The 17,199-nt window shown below is 70.6% G+C and carries 20 protein-coding genes and 1 pseudogene; 6 read left to right on the top strand and 15 right to left on the bottom strand.

Annotated features, from left to right (window positions below; translation table 11 throughout):
• Positions 1-68: 68 nt before the first annotated feature.
• From ACFHNC_RS12615 to ACFHNC_RS12600, 4 genes and pseudogenes are all read right to left on the bottom strand, one after another.
• Positions 69-533: a DJ-1/PfpI family protein gene (locus ACFHNC_RS12615; RefSeq protein ID WP_437169571.1), complete on the bottom strand. Its 465-nt coding sequence runs from the start codon at positions 531-533 to the stop codon at positions 69-71.
• 58 nt (positions 534-591) lie between these two features.
• Positions 592-753 (bottom strand): annotated as a pseudogene (locus tag ACFHNC_RS12610) (DJ-1/PfpI family protein); the annotation flags it as partial.
• A 69-nt stretch (positions 754-822) separates the two neighbouring features.
• Entirely contained in the window at positions 823-1,077 is a 255-nt protein-coding gene (locus tag ACFHNC_RS12605) for a DUF1150 family protein (RefSeq protein ID WP_437169570.1), read from the bottom strand.
• Positions 1,078-1,136: 59 nt separating this feature from the next.
• A complete protein-coding gene (locus ACFHNC_RS12600) occupies positions 1,137-1,622 on the bottom strand; it encodes an Hsp20 family protein (RefSeq protein WP_437169569.1) in 486 nt (161 codons plus the stop codon).
• Positions 1,623-1,793: 171 nt separating this feature from the next.
• Here ACFHNC_RS12600 and def point away from each other — a divergent pair, with 171 nt between their 5' ends.
• The 3 genes from def to truA are packed head-to-tail and all read left to right on the top strand — an operon-like array spanning position 1,794 to position 3,981.
• Positions 1,794-2,315, top strand: a complete 522-nt coding sequence (def, locus tag ACFHNC_RS12595; RefSeq protein WP_437169568.1) for a peptide deformylase — start codon at positions 1,794-1,796, stop codon at positions 2,313-2,315.
• An 8-nt stretch (positions 2,316-2,323) separates the two neighbouring features.
• A complete protein-coding gene (fmt, locus tag ACFHNC_RS12590) occupies positions 2,324-3,220 on the top strand; it encodes a methionyl-tRNA formyltransferase (RefSeq protein ID WP_437169707.1) in 897 nt (298 codons plus the stop codon).
• Entirely contained in the window at positions 3,220-3,981 is a 762-nt protein-coding gene (gene truA / locus ACFHNC_RS12585; protein WP_437169567.1) for a tRNA pseudouridine(38-40) synthase TruA, read from the top strand. Before fmt ends, truA begins: the two co-directional genes overlap by 1 nt.
• Positions 3,982-4,060: 79 nt before the next feature.
• On the opposite strand, the gene ACFHNC_RS12580 is transcribed toward truA, so the two are convergent.
• The 4 genes from ACFHNC_RS12580 to dapD all read right to left on the bottom strand — a co-directional run bounded on the left by ACFHNC_RS12580 (position 4,061) and on the right by dapD (position 7,728).
• Complete coding sequence (locus ACFHNC_RS12580; protein WP_437169566.1) at positions 4,061-5,110, bottom strand: Ldh family oxidoreductase; 1,050 nt, start codon at positions 5,108-5,110, stop codon at positions 4,061-4,063.
• 20 nt (positions 5,111-5,130) lie between these two features.
• Positions 5,131-5,622 carry a hypothetical protein gene (locus ACFHNC_RS12575; RefSeq protein WP_437169565.1) on the bottom strand — a complete coding sequence of 164 codons (492 nt, stop codon included), beginning with the start codon at positions 5,620-5,622 and terminating at the stop codon, positions 5,131-5,133.
• Positions 5,623-5,747: 125 nt separating this feature from the next.
• Positions 5,748-6,881 carry a succinyl-diaminopimelate desuccinylase gene (gene dapE, locus ACFHNC_RS12570; protein WP_437169564.1) on the bottom strand — a complete coding sequence of 378 codons (1,134 nt, stop codon included), beginning with the start codon at positions 6,879-6,881 and terminating at the stop codon, positions 5,748-5,750.
• Positions 6,882-6,888: 7 nt separating this feature from the next.
• Positions 6,889-7,728 (bottom strand): 2,3,4,5-tetrahydropyridine-2,6-dicarboxylate N-succinyltransferase, encoded by an 840-nt coding sequence (dapD, locus tag ACFHNC_RS12565; protein ID WP_437169563.1) that lies wholly within the window; start codon positions 7,726-7,728, stop codon positions 6,889-6,891.
• A gap of 206 nt (positions 7,729-7,934) precedes the next feature.
• On the opposite strand from dapD, the gene ACFHNC_RS12560 reads away from it, so the two are divergent.
• Positions 7,935-9,200, top strand: coding sequence for a diguanylate cyclase domain-containing protein (locus ACFHNC_RS12560; RefSeq protein ID WP_437169562.1), 1,266 nt, complete (start codon positions 7,935-7,937; stop codon positions 9,198-9,200).
• Positions 9,197-10,360 (top strand): DUF2336 domain-containing protein, encoded by a 1,164-nt coding sequence (locus ACFHNC_RS12555; RefSeq protein ID WP_437169561.1) that lies wholly within the window; start codon positions 9,197-9,199, stop codon positions 10,358-10,360. Before ACFHNC_RS12560 ends, ACFHNC_RS12555 begins: the two co-directional genes overlap by 4 nt.
• 18 nt (positions 10,361-10,378) lie before the next feature.
• Here the strand turns inward: ACFHNC_RS12555 and argB are convergent, their stop codons facing one another.
• From argB to rpmH, 7 genes are all read right to left on the bottom strand, one after another.
• Positions 10,379-11,263: an acetylglutamate kinase gene (gene argB / locus ACFHNC_RS12550; RefSeq protein WP_437169560.1), complete on the bottom strand. Its 885-nt coding sequence runs from the start codon at positions 11,261-11,263 to the stop codon at positions 10,379-10,381.
• Between the two features lie 162 nt (positions 11,264-11,425).
• Complete coding sequence (locus ACFHNC_RS12545) at positions 11,426-11,887, bottom strand: DUF1036 domain-containing protein (RefSeq protein ID WP_437169559.1); 462 nt, start codon at positions 11,885-11,887, stop codon at positions 11,426-11,428.
• 192 nt (positions 11,888-12,079) lie between these two features.
• The gene (yihA, locus tag ACFHNC_RS12540; RefSeq protein WP_437169558.1) at positions 12,080-12,781 is read right to left on the bottom strand and encodes a ribosome biogenesis GTP-binding protein YihA/YsxC; all 702 of its coding nucleotides are present in this window, start codon (positions 12,779-12,781) and stop codon (positions 12,080-12,082) included.
• Positions 12,778-14,664, bottom strand: a complete 1,887-nt coding sequence (gene yidC / locus ACFHNC_RS12535; RefSeq protein ID WP_437169557.1) for a membrane protein insertase YidC — start codon at positions 14,662-14,664, stop codon at positions 12,778-12,780. The genes yihA and yidC overlap by 4 nt, the downstream gene beginning before the upstream one ends.
• A gap of 11 nt (positions 14,665-14,675) precedes the next feature.
• Positions 14,676-14,954, bottom strand: a complete 279-nt coding sequence (gene yidD / locus ACFHNC_RS12530) for a membrane protein insertion efficiency factor YidD (RefSeq protein WP_437169556.1) — start codon at positions 14,952-14,954, stop codon at positions 14,676-14,678.
• Positions 14,951-15,337 (bottom strand): ribonuclease P protein component, encoded by a 387-nt coding sequence (gene rnpA, locus ACFHNC_RS12525; RefSeq protein WP_437169555.1) that lies wholly within the window; start codon positions 15,335-15,337, stop codon positions 14,951-14,953. The genes yidD and rnpA overlap by 4 nt, the downstream gene beginning before the upstream one ends.
• Positions 15,338-15,377: 40 nt before the next feature.
• Complete coding sequence (gene rpmH, locus ACFHNC_RS12520) at positions 15,378-15,512, bottom strand: 50S ribosomal protein L34 (RefSeq protein ID WP_168054392.1); 135 nt, start codon at positions 15,510-15,512, stop codon at positions 15,378-15,380.
• A 221-nt stretch (positions 15,513-15,733) separates the two neighbouring features.
• On the opposite strand from rpmH, the gene ACFHNC_RS12515 reads away from it, so the two are divergent.
• On the top strand, positions 15,734-17,173 hold the full coding sequence (locus tag ACFHNC_RS12515; protein WP_437169554.1) for a dihydrolipoyl dehydrogenase family protein: 1,440 nt from the start codon (positions 15,734-15,736) through the stop codon (positions 17,171-17,173).
• The last annotated feature ends 26 nt before the right edge of the window (positions 17,174-17,199 follow it).

Here is a 17,199-nt window from a genome sequence, read left to right as displayed (position 1 = left end):
AAGCCACGCAACGCCACCGGGGCGAAAAAGCTCAGCGAGACCGACCCGCCAGTGTTCTCAAACGGTTTCTAAGCGCTCCAGCCCGCCGCCACCTCGGCCACCAGCGCCTCACGCGCCTGTCGGGTGGCTGCGGTTTTCGCCCGTACGGCGGCCAGGATTTCGGGCGGCGCGGTTTCGGGGCTACCGGCATCGAAGGGCGGCGCCGGGGCATATTCCAGGCCGAGCTGGATGGACTGCGCCACAGCCGGCCCCGCAATCTCCGCCACCAGCGCCAGGGCAAAGTCGATGCCCGCCGTCACACCGCCGCCGGTGAACAGGTTGCCGTCCTGCACCACCCGCGCCTGCACCGGAACCGCGCCGAGCGGTGCCAGCAGATGATGCGCGTTCCAATGGGTGGTGGCGCGCTTGCCGCGCAGCAGACCCGCCGCGCCCAGTACCAAGGCGCCGGTGCAGACGGAGGTGACGTAGCGCGCGCCCGGCGCCTGGCGCCGCAGGAAATCCAGTACCACCGGATCCTTCAGCAGCGCATTCACCCCCGCCGCCGCCCGGTACGCACAGAATATCGAGCTGCGGGCAGGTGGCGAAATCCGTGGTCGCCATCAGCGTGAGGCCGGTCGAGGCCCGCACCGGCCCGGTCTGCGCGGCCACCAGATGCATCCGCGCGCCCGGCAGACCGGCCAGAACCTCATAGGGGCCGGTCAGGTCCAGTTGCTGGACATCCGGGAACAGCAGCAGGCCGATCTTAAGCGTCATGGGTGTCTCCTGCCCGGTTTGGCCGGGCAGGCTAGACGGGACTCCGATCCGGGGAAAACCCCGCCGGGATCAATGGACCAGCATGGGTTCCATGTCGTGCTGGCGGACCGCCGCCGCGGCGAGATCGGCATTCGGCGCCGCGCCGATCGGCGTGCCGTCGGCGGCATGGATTGCAAAGGCCAGCGCGCCATTCATCACCACCGGGCGCAGATAGGCCACGGCATCGGCGCCCAGGCGGGCGAAATCGAGGTTCGACAGGCTACGAAGCGCCATCGGGGTCAGGTTCACGCGGCCCTCTGCGGCGCCGCCATCGAAGTCGGACATGGTGTTCTCCTTCCGGCACGGCCGTTCATGGCCCGTGCCCATACAACGCAAGTCGGGCCTCAGCTTTCCTTGACCCGATTATCTGTAAGCTTCTCGCCCGCCACCTGCCCCACCACGGGGCGCTGCGGGCCGTTGCCGCGGGTGGCGATCTGGATGGTCTTCACCCGAACCTCGGGCAACGGTCGTTGCAGATCGACGTGCAGCAGGCCGTTGTCGAGCCAAGCGCCTTCCACCTCGATCCCCTCGGCCAAGACGAAGGCGCGCTGGAATTGCCGCGCGGCGATGCCACGATGCAGGAAAATCCGGCCCTCGCTGTCGTCACGCTGACGGCCGCGGATGACCAGCTGGTTGTCCTCCTGCGTGATCTGCAGATCGTCCATCGAGAAGCCGGCCACGGCCAGCGTGATGCGAAGCCGCGTCTCCGCCGTCTGCTCGATATTGTAGGGGGGATAGCCGTCGGCGCTTTTCTGCACCCGGTCAAGCATCTGCTCCAGATGATCGAAGCCGAGAAACAGCGGCGAGCCGAACAGCGATGATCGTGACATGGTCTTCAGGTGCCTCCTCGCTCAGGAGCGAAGCCTTGGTATCGCGGGGCCCCAAGGCACCCCGCTTCCTGCAATTTTGGCGCCATGGCCTGCCGTTGCAAGGGGGGCGAGGCGGGGCTACCTCTCGCCCCTTCCCCCGAGAGTGCCCCGCCAGGCGGGCGAGTGACCGACATGACCTCTGAACTGCTGCCCATCCTCAATGTCCCGGACCCGCGGCTGCGTGCCAAGGCGAAGCCGGTGGCGGCGGGGGATGGGCGCATCGCCGACCTCTCCGCACGCATGCTGGCCACCATGTACAAGGCGCCCGGCATCGGCCTGGCCGCGCCGCAGGTGGGCGAATTGCTGCGCCTGGTGGTGCTCGATTTGCATGAGAACGACATCCCCGCGCCGATGGTGCTGGTGAACCCCGAGATCATCGCCGAAAGCGCGGAGATGGCGGTGCGGGAGGAAGGCTGTCTGTCCCTGCCCGGCCAATACGCCGACGTGACGCGCCCGGCCCGGGTGAAGGTGCGCTACCTGGATCTGGCCGGCGCGAAGCGGGAGATCGAGGGCGATGGCCTGCTCTCCGCCTGCCTGCAGCATGAGATCGACCATTTGGATGGCGTGCTGTTCGTGGACCATATCTCGGCGCTGAAGCGCAACATGCTGCTGCGGAAGCTGGCCAAGGAACTGAAGCTGAAGGCGCAGGAGTGAGCCGGAAGCTGCGCCTCGCCTTCATGGGCAGCCCGGACTTCTCCGTGCCGGCGCTGCGGGCGCTGCATGAGGCGGGGCATGAGATCGCGGCGGTCTATGCCCAGCCGCCGAAGCCCGCCGGGCGCGGGCAGCGGGAGACGCCCTGCCCGGTGCATCGTGCGGCGCTGGAACTCGGCCTGCCGGTCCGCACGCCGGCGCGGGTGAAGCGGGATGCGGCGGAACATGCGGCGTTCGCGGCGCTCGATCTGGATGTGGCGGTGGTCGCGGCCTATGGGCTGATCCTGCCGAAGCCGATGCTGGATGCGCCGCGGCGCGGCTGCCTGAACATCCATGCCTCCCTGTTGCCGCGCTGGCGCGGGGCCGGGCCGATCCAGGCGGCGATCCTGACGGGCGACAGCCAGACGGGCATCACCATCATGCAGATGGAGGAAGGGCTGGATACCGGCCCGATGCTGCTGGCCGAGGCCACGCCGATCGGCCCGCGCAGCACGACACCGGAGTTGCATGATGCGCTGGCCGAAATCGGCGCCCGGCTGATCCTGCGCGCGCTGGAGGAAAACCCAGCCGCCACGCCGCAGCCGGAGGATGGCGTGACCTATGCGCCGAAGCTCGCCAAGGCCGATGGGCGGCTGGATTGGACGCAACCCGCCGTGGCGCTGGATCGCCGCATCCGCGCCCTGACACCCTGGCCCGGCTGCTTCTTCCAGGCGGGCGAGGAAGTGGTGCGCGTGCATGCGGCCGAGCCGGTGGCGGGCGCAGGCACGCCCGGTGCGCTGCTGGCGCCAGATGTCGTGGCCTGTGGCGACGGCGCGCTGCGGCTGCTGCGCCTGCAACGCCCCGGCCGCGCCGCGATGGCCGCCGCCGATCTGCTGCGCGGCTACAGCCTGCCCGCCCAGCTCACCTGATGCCGCGCTACGCGCTGCTGCTGGAATATGACGGCACAAACTTCTGCGGCTGGCAGCGCCAGCGCGACCTGCCGAGCGTCCAGAAACTGCTGGAAGACGCCGCCGCCCCGCTGAACCACGGCGTGGCGCCCACCGTCACCGCCTCCGGCCGCACCGATGCGGGGGTGCACGCGGAAGGCGCAGTGGCCGATCTGGAGCTGGCGCTGGATTTGCCGCCGGAGCGGGTGCGGGACGCCATCAATGCCCGCACCCTGCCGCACCCTGTCGTGGTGCGCGCCGCCGCACGGGTGGCGGAGAGTTGGTCGGCGCGCTTCGATTGCCTCGGCCGCGGCTATCGCTACCGCATCCTCAACCGACCCGCCCGTCCGGCGATGGAAGCCGCGAAACTGTGGCATGTGAAGCGGCCGCTGGATGCGGCGGCGATGCAGGAGGCGGCGCAGATGCTGCTCGGCCGGCACGACTTTTCTGCATTCCGCGCCGCCTCCTGCCAGGCGAAATCCGCCATCCGCACGCTGGACCGGCTGGATGTGGCCAGGTTCGGGGAGGAGGTGCATGTGATCGCGGAAGCCCGCAGCTTCCTGCACCATCAGGTCCGCAACCTGGTCGGCACGCTGTACGAAGTGGGCCATGGCCGCCGCCCCGTCATTTGGCCGCGCCAGGTGCTGGAGGGGCTGGACCGCAGCCAGGCCGGGCAGACGGCGCCGCCGGATGGGCTGGTGTTTCGCTTCGCGCGGTATGAGCCAGAGCCGGAGTGGGTCTAAAACTCCCTCCCCCGCTCGCGGGGGGGTTGCGGCATCGCCGCAACGCGGAAGGCTGGTTGGGGCGGGGGCGAGGCCGGCCCTACACCGCCTCCGGCAACGCCAGATCAAACCGCTGCGCCAGTTTCGCCAGCGCCGGCAGAATGGCTGGGTGCAGCGCCACACCCTCTGCCATCGCCTGAGCCCGCCTTGCCATGGCGCGTTCGCCCGGCAGGCGCGGCGCCTCACCGCCCGGCTTGGGCGGGTTGGCGTGCACGGCATCGGCCATCCACCCGGTCTCCCGCAGGAAGGCCTTGGTGCCGCCGAAGCGGGACGGGTCGATCACCATGACCAGGACGGAGGCGCCCCAGCCGGTTGGTGCATCGGCGCGGCCATGGCCAGCCAGCGCGCTGGTCAGCACCTCGATCAGCAGGCCGAGGGCGAAGCCCTTATGCCCGCCCTCGACCCCGCCGAGCGGCATCAAGCTGCCATCATCCCAGAAGGCATTGGGATCGCGCGTCGGCGTGCCGTCTTTGTCCAGCAGCACCTCATGGTCGAACAGCTTGCCCTCGGCGCGCTTGCGGCCGGTCATGCCATTGGTGGTGACGGACATGGAGACATCGATCAGCACCGGCCCGTCTGGCGTGGGCCAGGCGGCGGCCAGCGGGTTCGGCGTGTAGATGCGCCGCGTACCGCCCCAGGGCGCGACCGATCCGGTGGCGGGGTCGGAGCAGGTCAGCAGCAGCATCCGCCCGGCAGCGGCCACCGGCGGGCCATAGGCGGCGAGGCAGCCGATATGGTGGCAGCGGCCGATGCTGACCACGCCGATGCCCATCTCAGCCGAGGCCGCCTCCGCCCGCGCGATGGCGCGGCGCACCAGCCAGGGGCCGGGCAGCTTGCGGCCATCCCAGGTCTCGGCGACGGCGGTGGCGGAGACCAGCTCCGGCTCCCCGGCCGCGCGCATGTCGCCGGAGATCAGCGAGTCCAGATACGGCGTCAGCAGCGCCAGGCCGTGCGTGTCGTGGCCCATCAGGTCGCCCTCGAGAAGCACCTCCGCCACCGCGCGGGCCTTCTCCGATTCCAGCCCCGCCGCGGCGCAGGCCGTGGTGGCAAAGCGCAGCAATCCCGCCACCTCGTAGCGTGCATCCGGCATGGTTCGTCTCCCCTTTTGTGTCAGCCGATCGACAGCCGCTGCACGAAGCCCGCGATGAACAGGCCGAGCGCCAGATCCAGCACCACCAGCCCGGTCGCCCTGCCGCCGGAAATGCCGAGCACGGTCTTGGCCATGAACCATTCCAGCCACAGCGAATAGCCGATGACGGCAAGCGTCAGCCCCTGCGCCAGGATCGAGGGCGGTCCCAGGAACAGCAGTACCGCCAGCGCGATCTGCACCAGGTACTGCACCACGCTGATCCAATTCCACGCCACCACGAAGCGCGGCCACAGCGCGGCGCGCCCCCAGCCGGCGATGATCGGCAGACTGACCAGCACGAACAGCACCCAGCCATAAACGTAGCCGGTCAGCTCCGCCGTCAGGGGGCGCAGCAGGCCGCCGGGCGGTGTCTCGATGTTGCTCCAGGCGAAGATCCGCAGGCCCAGGAAGGCCGGCAGGCAGATGGCGGCCGCGGCGAAGGAACGCAGCGCCCCGGCCGGCGTCGTCTCCATCAGCGCGACACCTTCCGCCCGGCCGCGCCCGAGCAGCAGCGCGCCGAGCAGGCCGGCGGTGATCGCCAGGCGCAGCGGCGGCTCCGGCGGCAGGCCGGATGGCGGGGGCGGGTTGGGTGCGCCGCTCAGCCGAGCACCTCCTTGATCACCCGGGCATAGAGCCGGGTGAGTGCGCGCAATTCCGCGACCGGCGTCGATTCATCGGCCTTGTGCATGGTGGCGCCCACGGCGCCGAGTTCCGCCACCGGGCAATGGCGCGCGATGAAGCGGGCGTCGGAGGTGCCGCCGCCGGTATCGAGCTTGGCCGCCTGCCCCGTCTCCGCCAGCACGGCCCGTTCCAGCGCGGCGACGAAGGGGCCGGGTTGGGTCAGGAAAGACTCGCCGCTGCAGACCACTGCCAAATCGTGCTGCGGCGCGTCGCGCTCCAGCGCCGCGCGCAGATGCGCGGTCAGGCTGGCCTCCGTGTGAAGGTCGTTGAAGCGGATGTTCAGCCGCGCCGTGGCGCTGGGCGGGATGACGTTGGTCGCCGGATTGCCGACATCGATGCTGGTGATCTGCAGCGTCGTCGGCTCGAAGAAGTCGCTGCCCTGGTCGAGCGGCGTGGCGGTCAGCGCCGCCAGCACGCGCACCAGGCGATGGATCGGGTTGTCGGCGCGCTGCGGATAGGCGCTGTGGCCCTGGGTGCCGTGCACCACCAGCGTCGCATTCAGGCTGCCGCGGCGGCCAACCTTGATGGTGTCGCCCAGCACCACCTTGCTGGTCGGCTCCCCCACCACGCAGCAATCCGGGATTTTTTTCCGGTCGGCCAACCAGTCCAGCACCTTCACCGTGCCATCGGTGGCCGGGCCTTCCTCGTCGCCGGTGATGAGCAAGGAAAGCGTGCCGGGCAGATCAGGGCGGCGGGCCAGCACATCGGTCACGGCGGTAACCCAGGCGGCGACGCCACCCTTCATGTCGGTGGCGCCGCGGCCATACAGCAGCCCGTCCCGCACTTCCCCACCAAAGGGGTCGGCGGTCCAGCCGGTGGCGCCGGGTGGCACCACATCGGTGTGGCCCGCGAACATCAAATGCGGGCCACCCGCCCCGCGAACAGCAAACAGATTCTCCACCTCGCCGAAGCGCAGCCGCTCACACGCAAAACCGAGCGGGGCCAGCGCCGCCTGCAGCACCTCCAGCGCGCCGTCATCGGCAGGCGTGACGGACCGGCAGCGGATCAGCGCCTGGGCCAGCGGCACCGGGTCCGGAACGTCATTCCTCACCCGGGGTCTAATCCCGCAGCAATTCGTTGATCGAGGTCTTCGACCGCGTCTGCGCATCCACCCGCTTCACGATCACGGCGCAGTACAGGCTCGGCCCCGGCGAGCCATCCGGCAACGCCTTGCCCGGCAGGCTGCCCGGTACCACCACGGAATAGGCCGGCACCCGGCCCATGAAGACCTCGCCCGTCGCGCGATCGATGATCTTGGTGGAGGCGCCGAGGAACACGCCCATGGACAGCACGCTGCCGCGCTCCACGATCACGCCCTCCGCCACTTCGGACCGCGCGCCGACGAAGCACTCATCCTCGATCACCACCGGGTTGGCCTGCAACGGCTCCAGCACCCCACCGATGCCGGCGCCGCCGGAGATGTGGCAGTTCTTGCCGATCTGCGCGCAGGACCCGATCGTCGCCCAGGTATCCACCATCGTGCCCGAATCGACATAGGCGCCGAGATTGACGAAGGACGGCATCAGTACCACGCCCGGCGCGATGAAGGCCGAACGCCGCACCACGGCGCCCGGCACGGCGCGGAAGCCGGCTTCCTTGAAGCGGTTGGCGCCCCAGCCGGCGAATTTCAGCGGCACCTTGTCATAGGCGCCGAGGCCCACACCCATCGGCGCGCTGTCCGACAGGCGAAAGGACAGCAACACCGCCTGCTTCAGCCACTGGTTCACATGCCAGGCGCCATCCGCACCGGGCTGGGCGACGCGCGCCTGGCCGGAATCGAGCAGCTCCAGCGCGGTCTCCACCGCCTGGCGGTCCTCGCCCTGGGTCTGGGCGGTCAGCGTGTCACGCCGGTCCCACAGCGCCTCGATCTTGGCCTTCAGCGGCGTGGTCGTGTCCATGGTCTGCGGTGTGTCCTGGCTGGCCGTGTGGCGGTTCTGCTTCGCGCCGGACCATGCATAGGCTGCCGCCGCGCTGTCAACGCGCCCCGCTTGCATCGCTCAGCCCTTCCGGCCGCAGAGTTGCGAGGCGCCGTTTGCTAACCGCGCCTTCACCGGCTGCACCCTACCCTTCCGGCATGGACGGACCGCCCCCGCTTTCGCCCCCCTTGCCCGATCTGGATTCCGGCAGCGCCGGACAGGACTCGCTGGCCTCCGCGCTGATCGACAGCCGTGCCCGATGGCGTGACTTCGCCCTGCTCTCGGCCGACCTGCTGTTCGAGACGGATGCCGAGGGTCGCTTCACCTTCCTGGCGCCGGAGACGGTGCTGGGCCACCCGGCGGAGTCGCTGATCGGCGCGCCCGCCGTCACGCTGTTTGCCGGCCCCGGCCCCGGCGTCTTCGGCATCGGCGCCTTCCGTCGCCAGCGCATGACCAAGGCCTGGCTGGACTGCGCCGATGGCAGCACCGCCTGCCTGGAATTCACCCTGCTGCGCCATGGCGACGGGCTGCGCGGCTCGGCGCGGGATGTCACAGCCGCGGAACGGCGGGGAGAGGTGGTGGCGCGCGCGCTGCGCCGGGCCAATGCACTGGGCCGGCTGCTGCGGCTGGGCCAGCGGCAAGGCGGCGCGGAGGCCGGGCTACGCGCCATGCTGTCCGCCCTGCCCGCGGCGCTGAGTTGCCAGGGCGCGGCCCTGCTGGTGCCGGAGGGCGGCGCCTGGCGGGTGGCGCAGGTGGTCAACGACCAGCCGCCGCTGCATCTGCTGCCGCCGCCCGGCAGCCTTGCGGCCAGTAGCCTTGCCGCAGCCCCGCACCATGCCATCGCCTGCACCGAGGCCGGCCCCTGCCTGCTCGCCTGGCGTGCCCCGGAGGAACCGCCGCTCGATTCGGATGACCGCGAACTGCTCGCAGCCCTCGCCTTGCCCATGGCGGCGCTCAGGGGCGAGGTTCTGCGCCAGAAGGCGCTGACCGCCGCGGCGGATGGCGACCCGCTGACAGGCCTGCTGAACCGGCGCGGCTTCACCGCGGCGCTGGAGGACCAGGTGGTGGCCGGCGGCGCGCTGGTGTTCCTCGACCTCGATGGGCTGAAGCCGCTGAATGATCACCTGGGGCATGAGGCCGGGGACGCCGCCCTGCGGGCCATGGGCGCCCGCCTGCGCGCCGCCGCCTCGCAGGTGGATCTGGCCGCACGCCTCGGCGGCGACGAGTTCTGCCTGTGGCTGCACGGCGCCAGCCAGTTGGAGGCGGAATGCCGCATCGGCACCATCGGCGCGCCCGGGCCGCTGCCGGACTGGCCGGAAGCCGGCCCGGCCGCGCTGCGCGCCAGCCTCGGCATCGCAATGGCACGCAGCGGAGAGCCGGTGGCCGAATTGCTGGCCCGCGCCGATGCCGCCATGTACGCCGCCAAGCGCGCCGCCGGGGAGCGACGGAAGTGACCGACAGCCCGGAGGACATCCACGCCGCCCGGCACGGCGACACGGCCGCTCGAACCGCCATCGCGCGCGCGCCCCACGCCTCCCCGGAATTGCTGACCTTCCTGGCCGCGGACCCGGCGGCGCAGGTGCGCCAGGCGGTCGCCGCCCATGCCGCGACGCCACCGGCCGTGGCGCGGCTGCTGGCCGCGGATGCGGATGCGGAAGTCCGCCGCGTGCTGGCCGGGCGCATCGCCGCCCTGGCGCCGGAGCTGGACAGCAAGGCCCGTAGCCGCATGGCGCGGATTTCCGCCGGCACGCTCGCCATGCTTGTCGAGGATACGGCGGTAGAGGTGCGGGCCGCGATCGCCGATGCGGTGCGGAACATGCCGGATGCGCCGCGGGAGCTGATCCTGCGCCTGGCGCGCGACACCGCCATGCCGGTGGCGGAGCCGGTGATCCGCCTGTCGCCCCTGCTGACCGAGGCCGATCTGCTGGCGCTGATCGCCGCCCCGCCGGTACCCGCCACCCGCCGCGCCGTGGCCCGCCGCCCGGCCCTGAACGAGACCGTGTCCGACGCGATCGCGCAGACGGCCGACACCCCCGCGGTGGCAGCCCTGCTGGCCAACCCCTCCGCCGCGATCCGCGAAGCGACCTTGGACCGCCTGGTGGCCGGCGCCGGCTCGCGACCGAGCTGGCAGGCCGCCCTGGTATGGCGCGCCCAGCTTCCGGCGCAGGCGGCCCGCGCGCTGGGGGAGATCGTGACCGACCATCTGCTGGGCGCGCTGGCGGCCCGCACCGACCTGCCGGAAGGCCTGGCCGCCATGCTGCGCAGCCGGATTACCGCCAGCCTGGCGTCCGAGGACGGCGCCCAGGATGCGGAGGCGGAGCTGTTCGCCGCCGCCCAGGCCGGCGACCGGGAGCTGCTGCTGAATCGCCTGGCGGAGGCCGCCGGCGTCAGCCAGGCGCGGGTGGAGGCGGCGCTGGCGCTGCGGAGCGGCCGGGCCATCGCCGGCCTGTGCCACAGCGCCGGCTGGTCGGCGCCCCTGGCCGCCGAGGTGCAGGGCGTGCTCGGTGGCCTGGGCCCGGCCGAGGTGGTCTTCCCGACGGCGGAGGGGCGCTGGGCGCTGGGGGAGGCCGAGTTGCAGTGGCAGGCGGAGTTGCTGGAGGGCTTGCCCGCCTGATGGGGCGGTCGCCCTCCCTCAGGCGCGGATCAGCGTGCCCGCGCCCTGGCCGGTGAACAATTCCAGCAGCACCGCATGCGGCACCCGGCCATCGACGATGACCGCGGCCTTCACGCCACGCTCCACCGCATAGATGCAGGTCTCGACCTTCGGGATCATGCCGGCGGAGATCCAGCCGGCCTCGATGCCGGCCTTGACCTCGGCGACTGTCATCTCCGGGATCAGCTGCCCATCCGGGCCGAGCACGCCGCGCACATCGGTCAGCATCAGCAGACGTTCCGCGCCCAGCGCTCCGGCAATGGCGCCGGCCACCGTATCGGCGTTGATGTTGTAGGTCTGGCCATCGGCGCCGACGCCCACCGGCGCGACGACCGGAACGATGTCCGCGCCAATCAGCAGTTGCAGCACGCGCGGGTCCACATGCTCCGGCTCGCCGACGAAGCCGAGATCCAGCACCTTCTCGATCTGGCTGTCCGGGTCGCGATAGGTGCGGGTCAGCTTGCGGGCCTGGATCAGCCCGCCATCCTTGCCGGATATGCCAACCGCGATGGCCCCGGCGCGGGTGATGGCGGAGGCGACCTGCTTGTTGACCGGGCCGGCCAGGACCATTTCGACCACGTCGAGCATTTCCTCATCCGTCACCCGCAGGCCCTGGACGAAGTTGGACTTCACGCCGAGTCGCTTGAGCATGGCGTTGATCTGCGGGCCGCCGCCATGCACCACCACGGGGTTCACGCCCACCTGCTCCAGCAGCGCGATGTCGCGGCCGAAGCGCAGCGCGGCGTCCTCCTCCCCCATGGCGTGGCCGCCGTATTTCACCACCACGATCTGGTCGTCGTAGCGCTTTAGGAAGGGCAAGGCGCCGGCGAGGATCGCCATCTGGTCGAGCGCGTCATCGGTCATGGCAGGAGTCCCCGGTGCTCGCTCCGGGCCTTCCGCCGCGGGCGGCGCGGTTTGCGGCCAGTTTCCGCCCTGGTCAAGGCCCGGTTTCGGGAATGCGGAATGCGCGGGGCGCCGGGGCCGGTGCCGTGCCTGCTTGATGGGGCGATGCGGGCCGGATCGGCCTCAGTTCTTCGGGGGGCCCATGGCACCGCCACCGCCGCCGGTCACCCCGCCACCAGTCCCACCGCCGCCGGCACCAGTGCAGGTCAGGCGGACCTGGAGGCGCCCGCGCACCACCGTCGGGCTGGCCTGGCGCAGCCGGTAGGTGACGCCGGAGACCCGCGTGGTATTGCGGCCATCACCTTCCCAGATCACGGAGCCATCCACCGTCTCCGCGTAGTAATATAGCCGATGGTTCGACAGATGCTGGATGCGGTTGCCGCGGCTGCTGAGCGCCCGGGGGGGCTCCATCGGCCCGAAATTCCACCAGCCGCGCGACCGCCATTGGCGGGTTTCCTCGGCATGGCGGACCAGCAGGCGAACCGGCCGGTTGCAGGCATTGTGGAACCAGATGTCGCGCGCAATCTCGGTCTGGGCATGAGCAGGGCCTGGTGCGGCCAGCATCAGCCCGCTCGTGCTGGCCAAGGCAAGTCCCACGCCAAGCATTGATATGCGCCAGATTTTCAATTGCCCGTTCCCCCACCACCTTGCGGCCCAAGGCTGCCTCGGTGGGCGGCGATCGTCAACGAAACGCGCTGGCGCGGGCGCTGGGAAGCCGGCAAGGCATTGAATTTGCGGGCCTAAATACCCAGTGGGCATCCCAGCCGGCCATGGCGGTCAGGCCGCCAGGGCGGCGAGTTCCGCGCGCAATTCGGCAATGCCCTGGCCGGTCTCGCTGCTGGTGATCAGCACCAGGGGATGCGCGGCGGTGCGCTTCTTCACGATGCCCGAGATCTCGGCGATTCGCTTCTCAAGCTGCGCCTTCTTCACGTCATCGGCCTTGGTGATGACGATCTGGAAGGCGACCGCCGCATCCGACAGCAGGTCGAGCGCGGCGCGGTCGGCCGGCTTGGTCTCGACGCGCGCATCCATCAGCAGCAGCACCCGCCGCAGCACCGGCCGGCCGCGCAGGAAGTCGAACATCAGCCCCTGCCAATCGGCCTTCAGTGTCTTCGCGGCCTTGGCGTAGCCATAGCCCGGCATGTCCACCAGGGTCAGCCGACCCTCGTCGCAGGTGAAGAAATTGAGCTGCCGCGTGCGGCCCGGCGTGACCGAGACGCGCGCCAGCGCCTTCTGGCCGGTCAGCGCATTGAGCAGCGAGGATTTGCCCACATTCGACCGGCCGCAGAAGGCGATCTCCGGCGCGCCCATCGGCGGCAATTGGTTGATGGCCTGGGAGGCGTAGAAGAAGGTGCAGGGGCGCGCGAACAGCAGGCGCCCGGCCTCGATCAGGGCCGCGCGCTGCTCATCGTCCACCGCCTCTGCCAGGCCGCCGGCGGGAAGCGGCACCGGGTGCCCCCCTGGGGTGGGGATGCTCATCCCTTCTTGCCCTTGGGCGGCTTTGCCGCGGTGGCGGCGGGCTTGGCGATCGCGGCCGGCTTGGGCGGCGCCGGCGCGGCCGCGGCACGGGCCTGCCGCTTCTTGTCCGTCTGCATGATGTAGTACTGCTGGGCGATGGAAAGCAGGTTGTTCCAGGTCCAGTAGATCACAAGGCCGGCCGGGAAGCTGGCCAGCATGAAGGTGAAGATCAGAGGCATCCAGGCGAAGATCTTGGCCTGGATCGGGTCCGGTGGGGTCGGGTTCAGCTTGAACTGCAGCCACATCGTGATGCCCATCGCGATGGCCCAGGCGGGCATGTGCAGGAAGCTGGAAAGCTGCGTCGGGTCGTAGGGCAGCAGGCCGAACAGGTTGAACAGATTGGTCGGGTCCGGTGCTGACAGGTCCTGAATCCAGCCGAAGAAGGGCGCGTGCCGCATCTCGATGGTGACGAACAGCACCTTGTACAGCGCGAAGAAAATCGGGATCTGCAGCAGGATGGGCAGGCAGCCCGAAGCCGGGTTCACCTTCTCCGACCGGTACAGAGCCATCATCTCGGCCTGCGCCTTGGCCGGGTCGTCCTTGTAGCGTTCCTTCACCTCCGACATTTTCGGCGCCAGCACCTTCATGCGGGCCATCGATGTGTAGGCCTTGCTGGCCAGCGGGAAGAACGCGAGCTTCAGGCCGAAGGTAAAGACCAGGATCGCCACGCCGAAATTGCCGAAGATTCCGAACAGCCAATCCAGCGCGTAGAAGAACGGCTTGGTGATCCAGTAGAACCAGCCAAAGTCGATCGCCTTGTCGAAACCCTCGATGTTCAGGTTGTCGGCGTAGCCATCCAGCAGGCGCACTTCCTTGGCGCCCGCGAACAGCCGCGTCGCGAGGCCGGCCTCGGCGCCGGCGGCCACGGTCTGCACGGCGGGGGGCGCCATATCCACCTGCCAGCGATCCTGGCCCCCCTCCGCCGAATGGCGATAGGCGGCGCGCACCTGGCTCGCCTGGTCCATCGGCGTCAGCGCGGTCAGCCAGTATTTGTCGGTGAAGCCGATCCAGCCGCCGGTGGCCTCCTGCTCCATGGCCGGGCCACGGCGCTTCTCAGCCTCGGATTTGGCGTCGCTGTAGCTCCATTCGGTCAGGCGGCCGCCGAGCACGCCGGTGAAGCCCTCATGCAGGATGAAGAAGCCGGCGGTGGGCGGGGTGCGCTCACGCCGCACGCGCGCCCAGGGCAGTAGCTGCACCGGCTCCGCGCTGGCGTTGCGGACGCTCTGCTCCGCGGTGAGCATGAAGTCTTCGTCGATGCCGAGGCGGATGGTGAATACTTGGCCCTGGCCGTTGTCCCAGCGCAGCGTCACCGGGGAGGTCGGCGTCAGGCTGTTGCCATCCGCGGTCCAGTCCGTGTCCGGGCCGGGCACCTGGGTGCGGCCATCGGCGGCGGTCCAGCCCCATTGGGCGAAATACGGGTTGGCATCGCTGCGCGGCGCCAGCAGGCGCACCAGGGCGCTGTCCGGCCGCACCGTTTCCCGGTACCCGCGCAGAATGGCGTCATCCAGCCGCGCGCCGCGCAGCGTGATGCTGCCCTGCAGGCGCGGATTCTCCAGGCGGATGCGCTGCTCCGGCGGCAGGCCCGGGGTGGCCGTGGCCATCGCAGTACCAGGGGCGGCACCCGGCTGGGCCAGCGGCGCGCCGCCGGCGGGCACCGGCACCAGCGTTTGCGGAACGGGCACGCCCGGGGCGCCGACGCCGGGTGCCTGGGCCGCGGGGACCTGGGCGGCGATTTCCGCCTGGCGGCGCTGCTCCGCCTCCCGCGTCGGGCGGTTCCACAGGTCGAACAACAGCAGGATGCCGACCGACAAGGCGATGGCGGCGAGGAGACGCTTCTGGTCCATGACGGCCTGATTCAGCCTTTCGTCGGTCGCGGGGTGGCCGTATCCGCCGGCCCCGGGACGTTCGGGGAAGTGAGGGGCACCGGGTCGTAGCCACCCGGATGCCAGGGGTTGCAGCGCAATACACGCCGCGCGGTCAACCAGCTACCTCGCAGCGCACCATGTTCGGCCACCGCCTCCAGCCCGTATTCGCTGCAATGCGGGTAGAATCGGCAATTGCTGCCGATGATCGGCCGCAGCGTGAGCTGATAGGTGCGGATCGCGCCGCGCAGCAGATGCTGCTGCGGGGTCATGGCTGATCCTTGGGCGGAAGAACCCCGCTTGGCTGGTCCTTCGGCGGCAAAACGCCGCCTTGCCGCAATGCGCCGCGCAAATCGCCGAGCAGGGTGCGGAAATCGCGTTCCGCCGTGGCCTCCCGCCCGATCATCACCAGGTCGAAGCCCGGCGGTGCGTCCTGGCCAAGCAGCAGTCGCGCCGCCTCCCGCAGCCGCCGTTTCGTGCGGTTGCGGATGACGGCGTTGCCAATTTTCTTGGTGGCGGTAAAGCCGACCCGCAGCGGGCCGTCCGTACCCTTCAGAACCTGCACCACCACGCCCGGCCGCGCGGCGCGCAGCCCGCGGGCAGCCACAAGCTTGAACTCACGGCGAAGCTTCAGACGGGGCGGTCGCGCCGGCATGACACAAGGTTGGCCCGCCCCGATCTTAAACTGCGCGATCTTAGGCGGAGAGCTTCTTGCGGCCCTTGGACCGGCGATTCGCCAGCACATTGCGCCCGCCGACCGTCGCCGTGCGGGCGCGGAAACCATGGCGGCGCTTCCGGACAAGCTTCGAGGGCTGATAAGTACGCTTCACGACACACTCCCGCGGGCTCCGGCCCCAGCTGGCCCGGGGGAATCTCCCTGGCCATCACTGCACCGGCTGGTATCTAGAGGAAATGCCGGCGGCGGCCCCACAAAACAAGGCCACCCCGGCGAGGCCCGGACGTATAGGGAAGCGCAACCCCTGCCGTCAACCGCGCGGATCGGGCATGAGGGGCGGCAGATGCAACGCCTCACCCCCAGCAGGGAGCCAGGATGCCTGATTTCGACGTTGTGGTGATTGGTGCCGGCGCCGCCGGCCTGTCCGTCGCCGCCTTCTCCGCCGGCCTTGGCCTGAAGGTTGCGCTGGTCGAACGCGGGCGGATGGGGGGCGATTGCCTGAATTATGGCTGCGTCCCCTCCAAGGCGTTGCTGGCCGCAGCCCACGCCGCCCATGCCGCCCGCCGCGCCCACCGATTCGGCGTGCGCCTGCCGGAGCCGGAGATCGACTGGGCCGCGCTGCGCGCCCATGTGCAGGGCGCCATTGCGCATATCGCGCCCATCGACTCGGAGGCCCGCTTCCGCGGCATGGGGGTGGAGGTGATCCGCGCCTCCGCGCATTTCGTGGCCCCCGACATGATCGAGGCCGGCGGCCGCCGCCTGAGCTTCCGCCGCTGCGTCATCGCCGCCGGTAGCCAAGCCATCGTGCCGGACATCCCCGGCCTCGGCCCGGTGCCCTGGCTGACCAATGAGACGATCTTCGATCTGGAGGACCCGCCGGGCCACCTGATCATCCTCGGCGGCGGGCCGATCGGGCTGGAGATGGCGCAGGCGCATGCCCGGCTCGGCTGCCTGGTGACGGTGATCGAGGCCGGACGGATCGCCGGGCGGGACGACCCGGAACTCGTCGATGGCCTGCGCCGCGCCCTGACCCGCGACGGGGTGACACTGCTGGAGGGCGCCAGGCTCGCCCGCGTCAGTTCCGACAGGCCGGAGGATGGCGGGCCGGGGCTTGTCGCGCATCTGGAAGATGGACGGCAGATCGGCGGCACGCACCTGCTGCTCGCGGTGGGCCGGGCGCCGCGGCTGGTCGGGCTGGACCTGACGGCGGGCCAGGTGAACGCGACGAAGCGGGGCATCGCCACCGATGCCGGGCTGCGCTCCACCAGCAATCGCCGGGTCTGGGCGGTGGGCGACATCGCGGACCCCGAGGGCATCGGCCCGCGCGCCTTCACTCATGTGGCGTCCCAGCATGCCGGCATCCTGGCGCGGCGGATGCTGTTCCGCCTGCCGGCCAAGGTGGACTACGCCGCCCTGCCCCGCGTCACCTACACGGATCCGGAACTGGCGCAGATCGGCCTGACGGAGGAGGAGGCGCGCGAGGCGGGCCATGAGGTCACCATCCTGCGCTTCCCGGTGGCGGAGACGGACCGCGCGGTGGCGGAAGGGATCGAGGAGGGGCTGGTGAAGCTGGTGGTGACGCCGAAGGGCCGGCTGCTCGGCGCCGGCATCCTGGCGCCCCATGCCGGCGAGATGGCCGGCACCTTCGCCCTGCTGATCGGCCGCAAGCTGCCGCTTTCGGCACTCGCCGGGCTGGTGCTGCCCTATCCGACGCTGGCCGAGGCGGCGAAGCGGGCGGCGGGCGATTTCTACGCGCCGAAGCTGCTCTCGCCCCTGGTCAAGCGCGTTGTCGGCTTGCTCAAGCGGCTGCCCTAGGCGAGGCTCCGCGCAACGATGCTGCA

The organism is Falsiroseomonas sp. E2-1-a4 (genome assembly GCF_051433165.1).
Taxonomy (GTDB): Bacteria; Pseudomonadota; Alphaproteobacteria; order Acetobacterales; family Acetobacteraceae; genus Falsiroseomonas.
The sequence above is the reverse complement of the archived record's forward strand: the minus strand, read 5'-3'. Positions and strand labels throughout refer to the sequence as shown.

What these genes read in the sequence shown, in the direction of transcription:
- rnpA (WP_437169555.1), bottom strand. Translation starts at nt 15,337, where the DNA reads ATGCCGGCGCGACCGCCCCGTCTGAAGCTTCGCCGTGAGTTCAAGCTT.
- dapD (WP_437169563.1), bottom strand. Translation starts at nt 7,728, where the DNA reads ATGGACACGACCACGCCGCTGAAGGCCAAGATCGAGGCGCTGTGGGAC.
- argB (WP_437169560.1), bottom strand. Translation starts at nt 11,263, where the DNA reads ATGACCGATGACGCGCTCGACCAGATGGCGATCCTCGCCGGCGCCTTG.
- def (WP_437169568.1), top strand. Translation starts at nt 1,794, where the DNA reads ATGACCTCTGAACTGCTGCCCATCCTCAATGTCCCGGACCCGCGGCTG.
- ACFHNC_RS12580 (WP_437169566.1), bottom strand. Translation starts at nt 5,110, where the DNA reads ATGCCGGATGCACGCTACGAGGTGGCGGGATTGCTGCGCTTTGCCACC.
- yihA (WP_437169558.1), bottom strand. Translation starts at nt 12,781, where the DNA reads ATGAGCATCCCCACCCCAGGGGGGCACCCGGTGCCGCTTCCCGCCGGC.
- ACFHNC_RS12605 (WP_437169570.1), bottom strand. Translation starts at nt 1,077, where the DNA reads ATGTCCGACTTCGATGGCGGCGCCGCAGAGGGCCGCGTGAACCTGACC.
- ACFHNC_RS12600 (WP_437169569.1), bottom strand. Translation starts at nt 1,622, where the DNA reads ATGTCACGATCATCGCTGTTCGGCTCGCCGCTGTTTCTCGGCTTCGAT.
- yidC (WP_437169557.1), bottom strand. Translation starts at nt 14,664, where the DNA reads ATGGACCAGAAGCGTCTCCTCGCCGCCATCGCCTTGTCGGTCGGCATC.
- yidD (WP_437169556.1), bottom strand. Translation starts at nt 14,954, where the DNA reads ATGACCCCGCAGCAGCATCTGCTGCGCGGCGCGATCCGCACCTATCAG.
- ACFHNC_RS12515 (WP_437169554.1), top strand. Translation starts at nt 15,734, where the DNA reads ATGCCTGATTTCGACGTTGTGGTGATTGGTGCCGGCGCCGCCGGCCTG.
- ACFHNC_RS12575 (WP_437169565.1), bottom strand. Translation starts at nt 5,622, where the DNA reads ATGGAGACGACGCCGGCCGGGGCGCTGCGTTCCTTCGCCGCGGCCGCC.
- truA (WP_437169567.1), top strand. Translation starts at nt 3,220, where the DNA reads ATGCCGCGCTACGCGCTGCTGCTGGAATATGACGGCACAAACTTCTGC.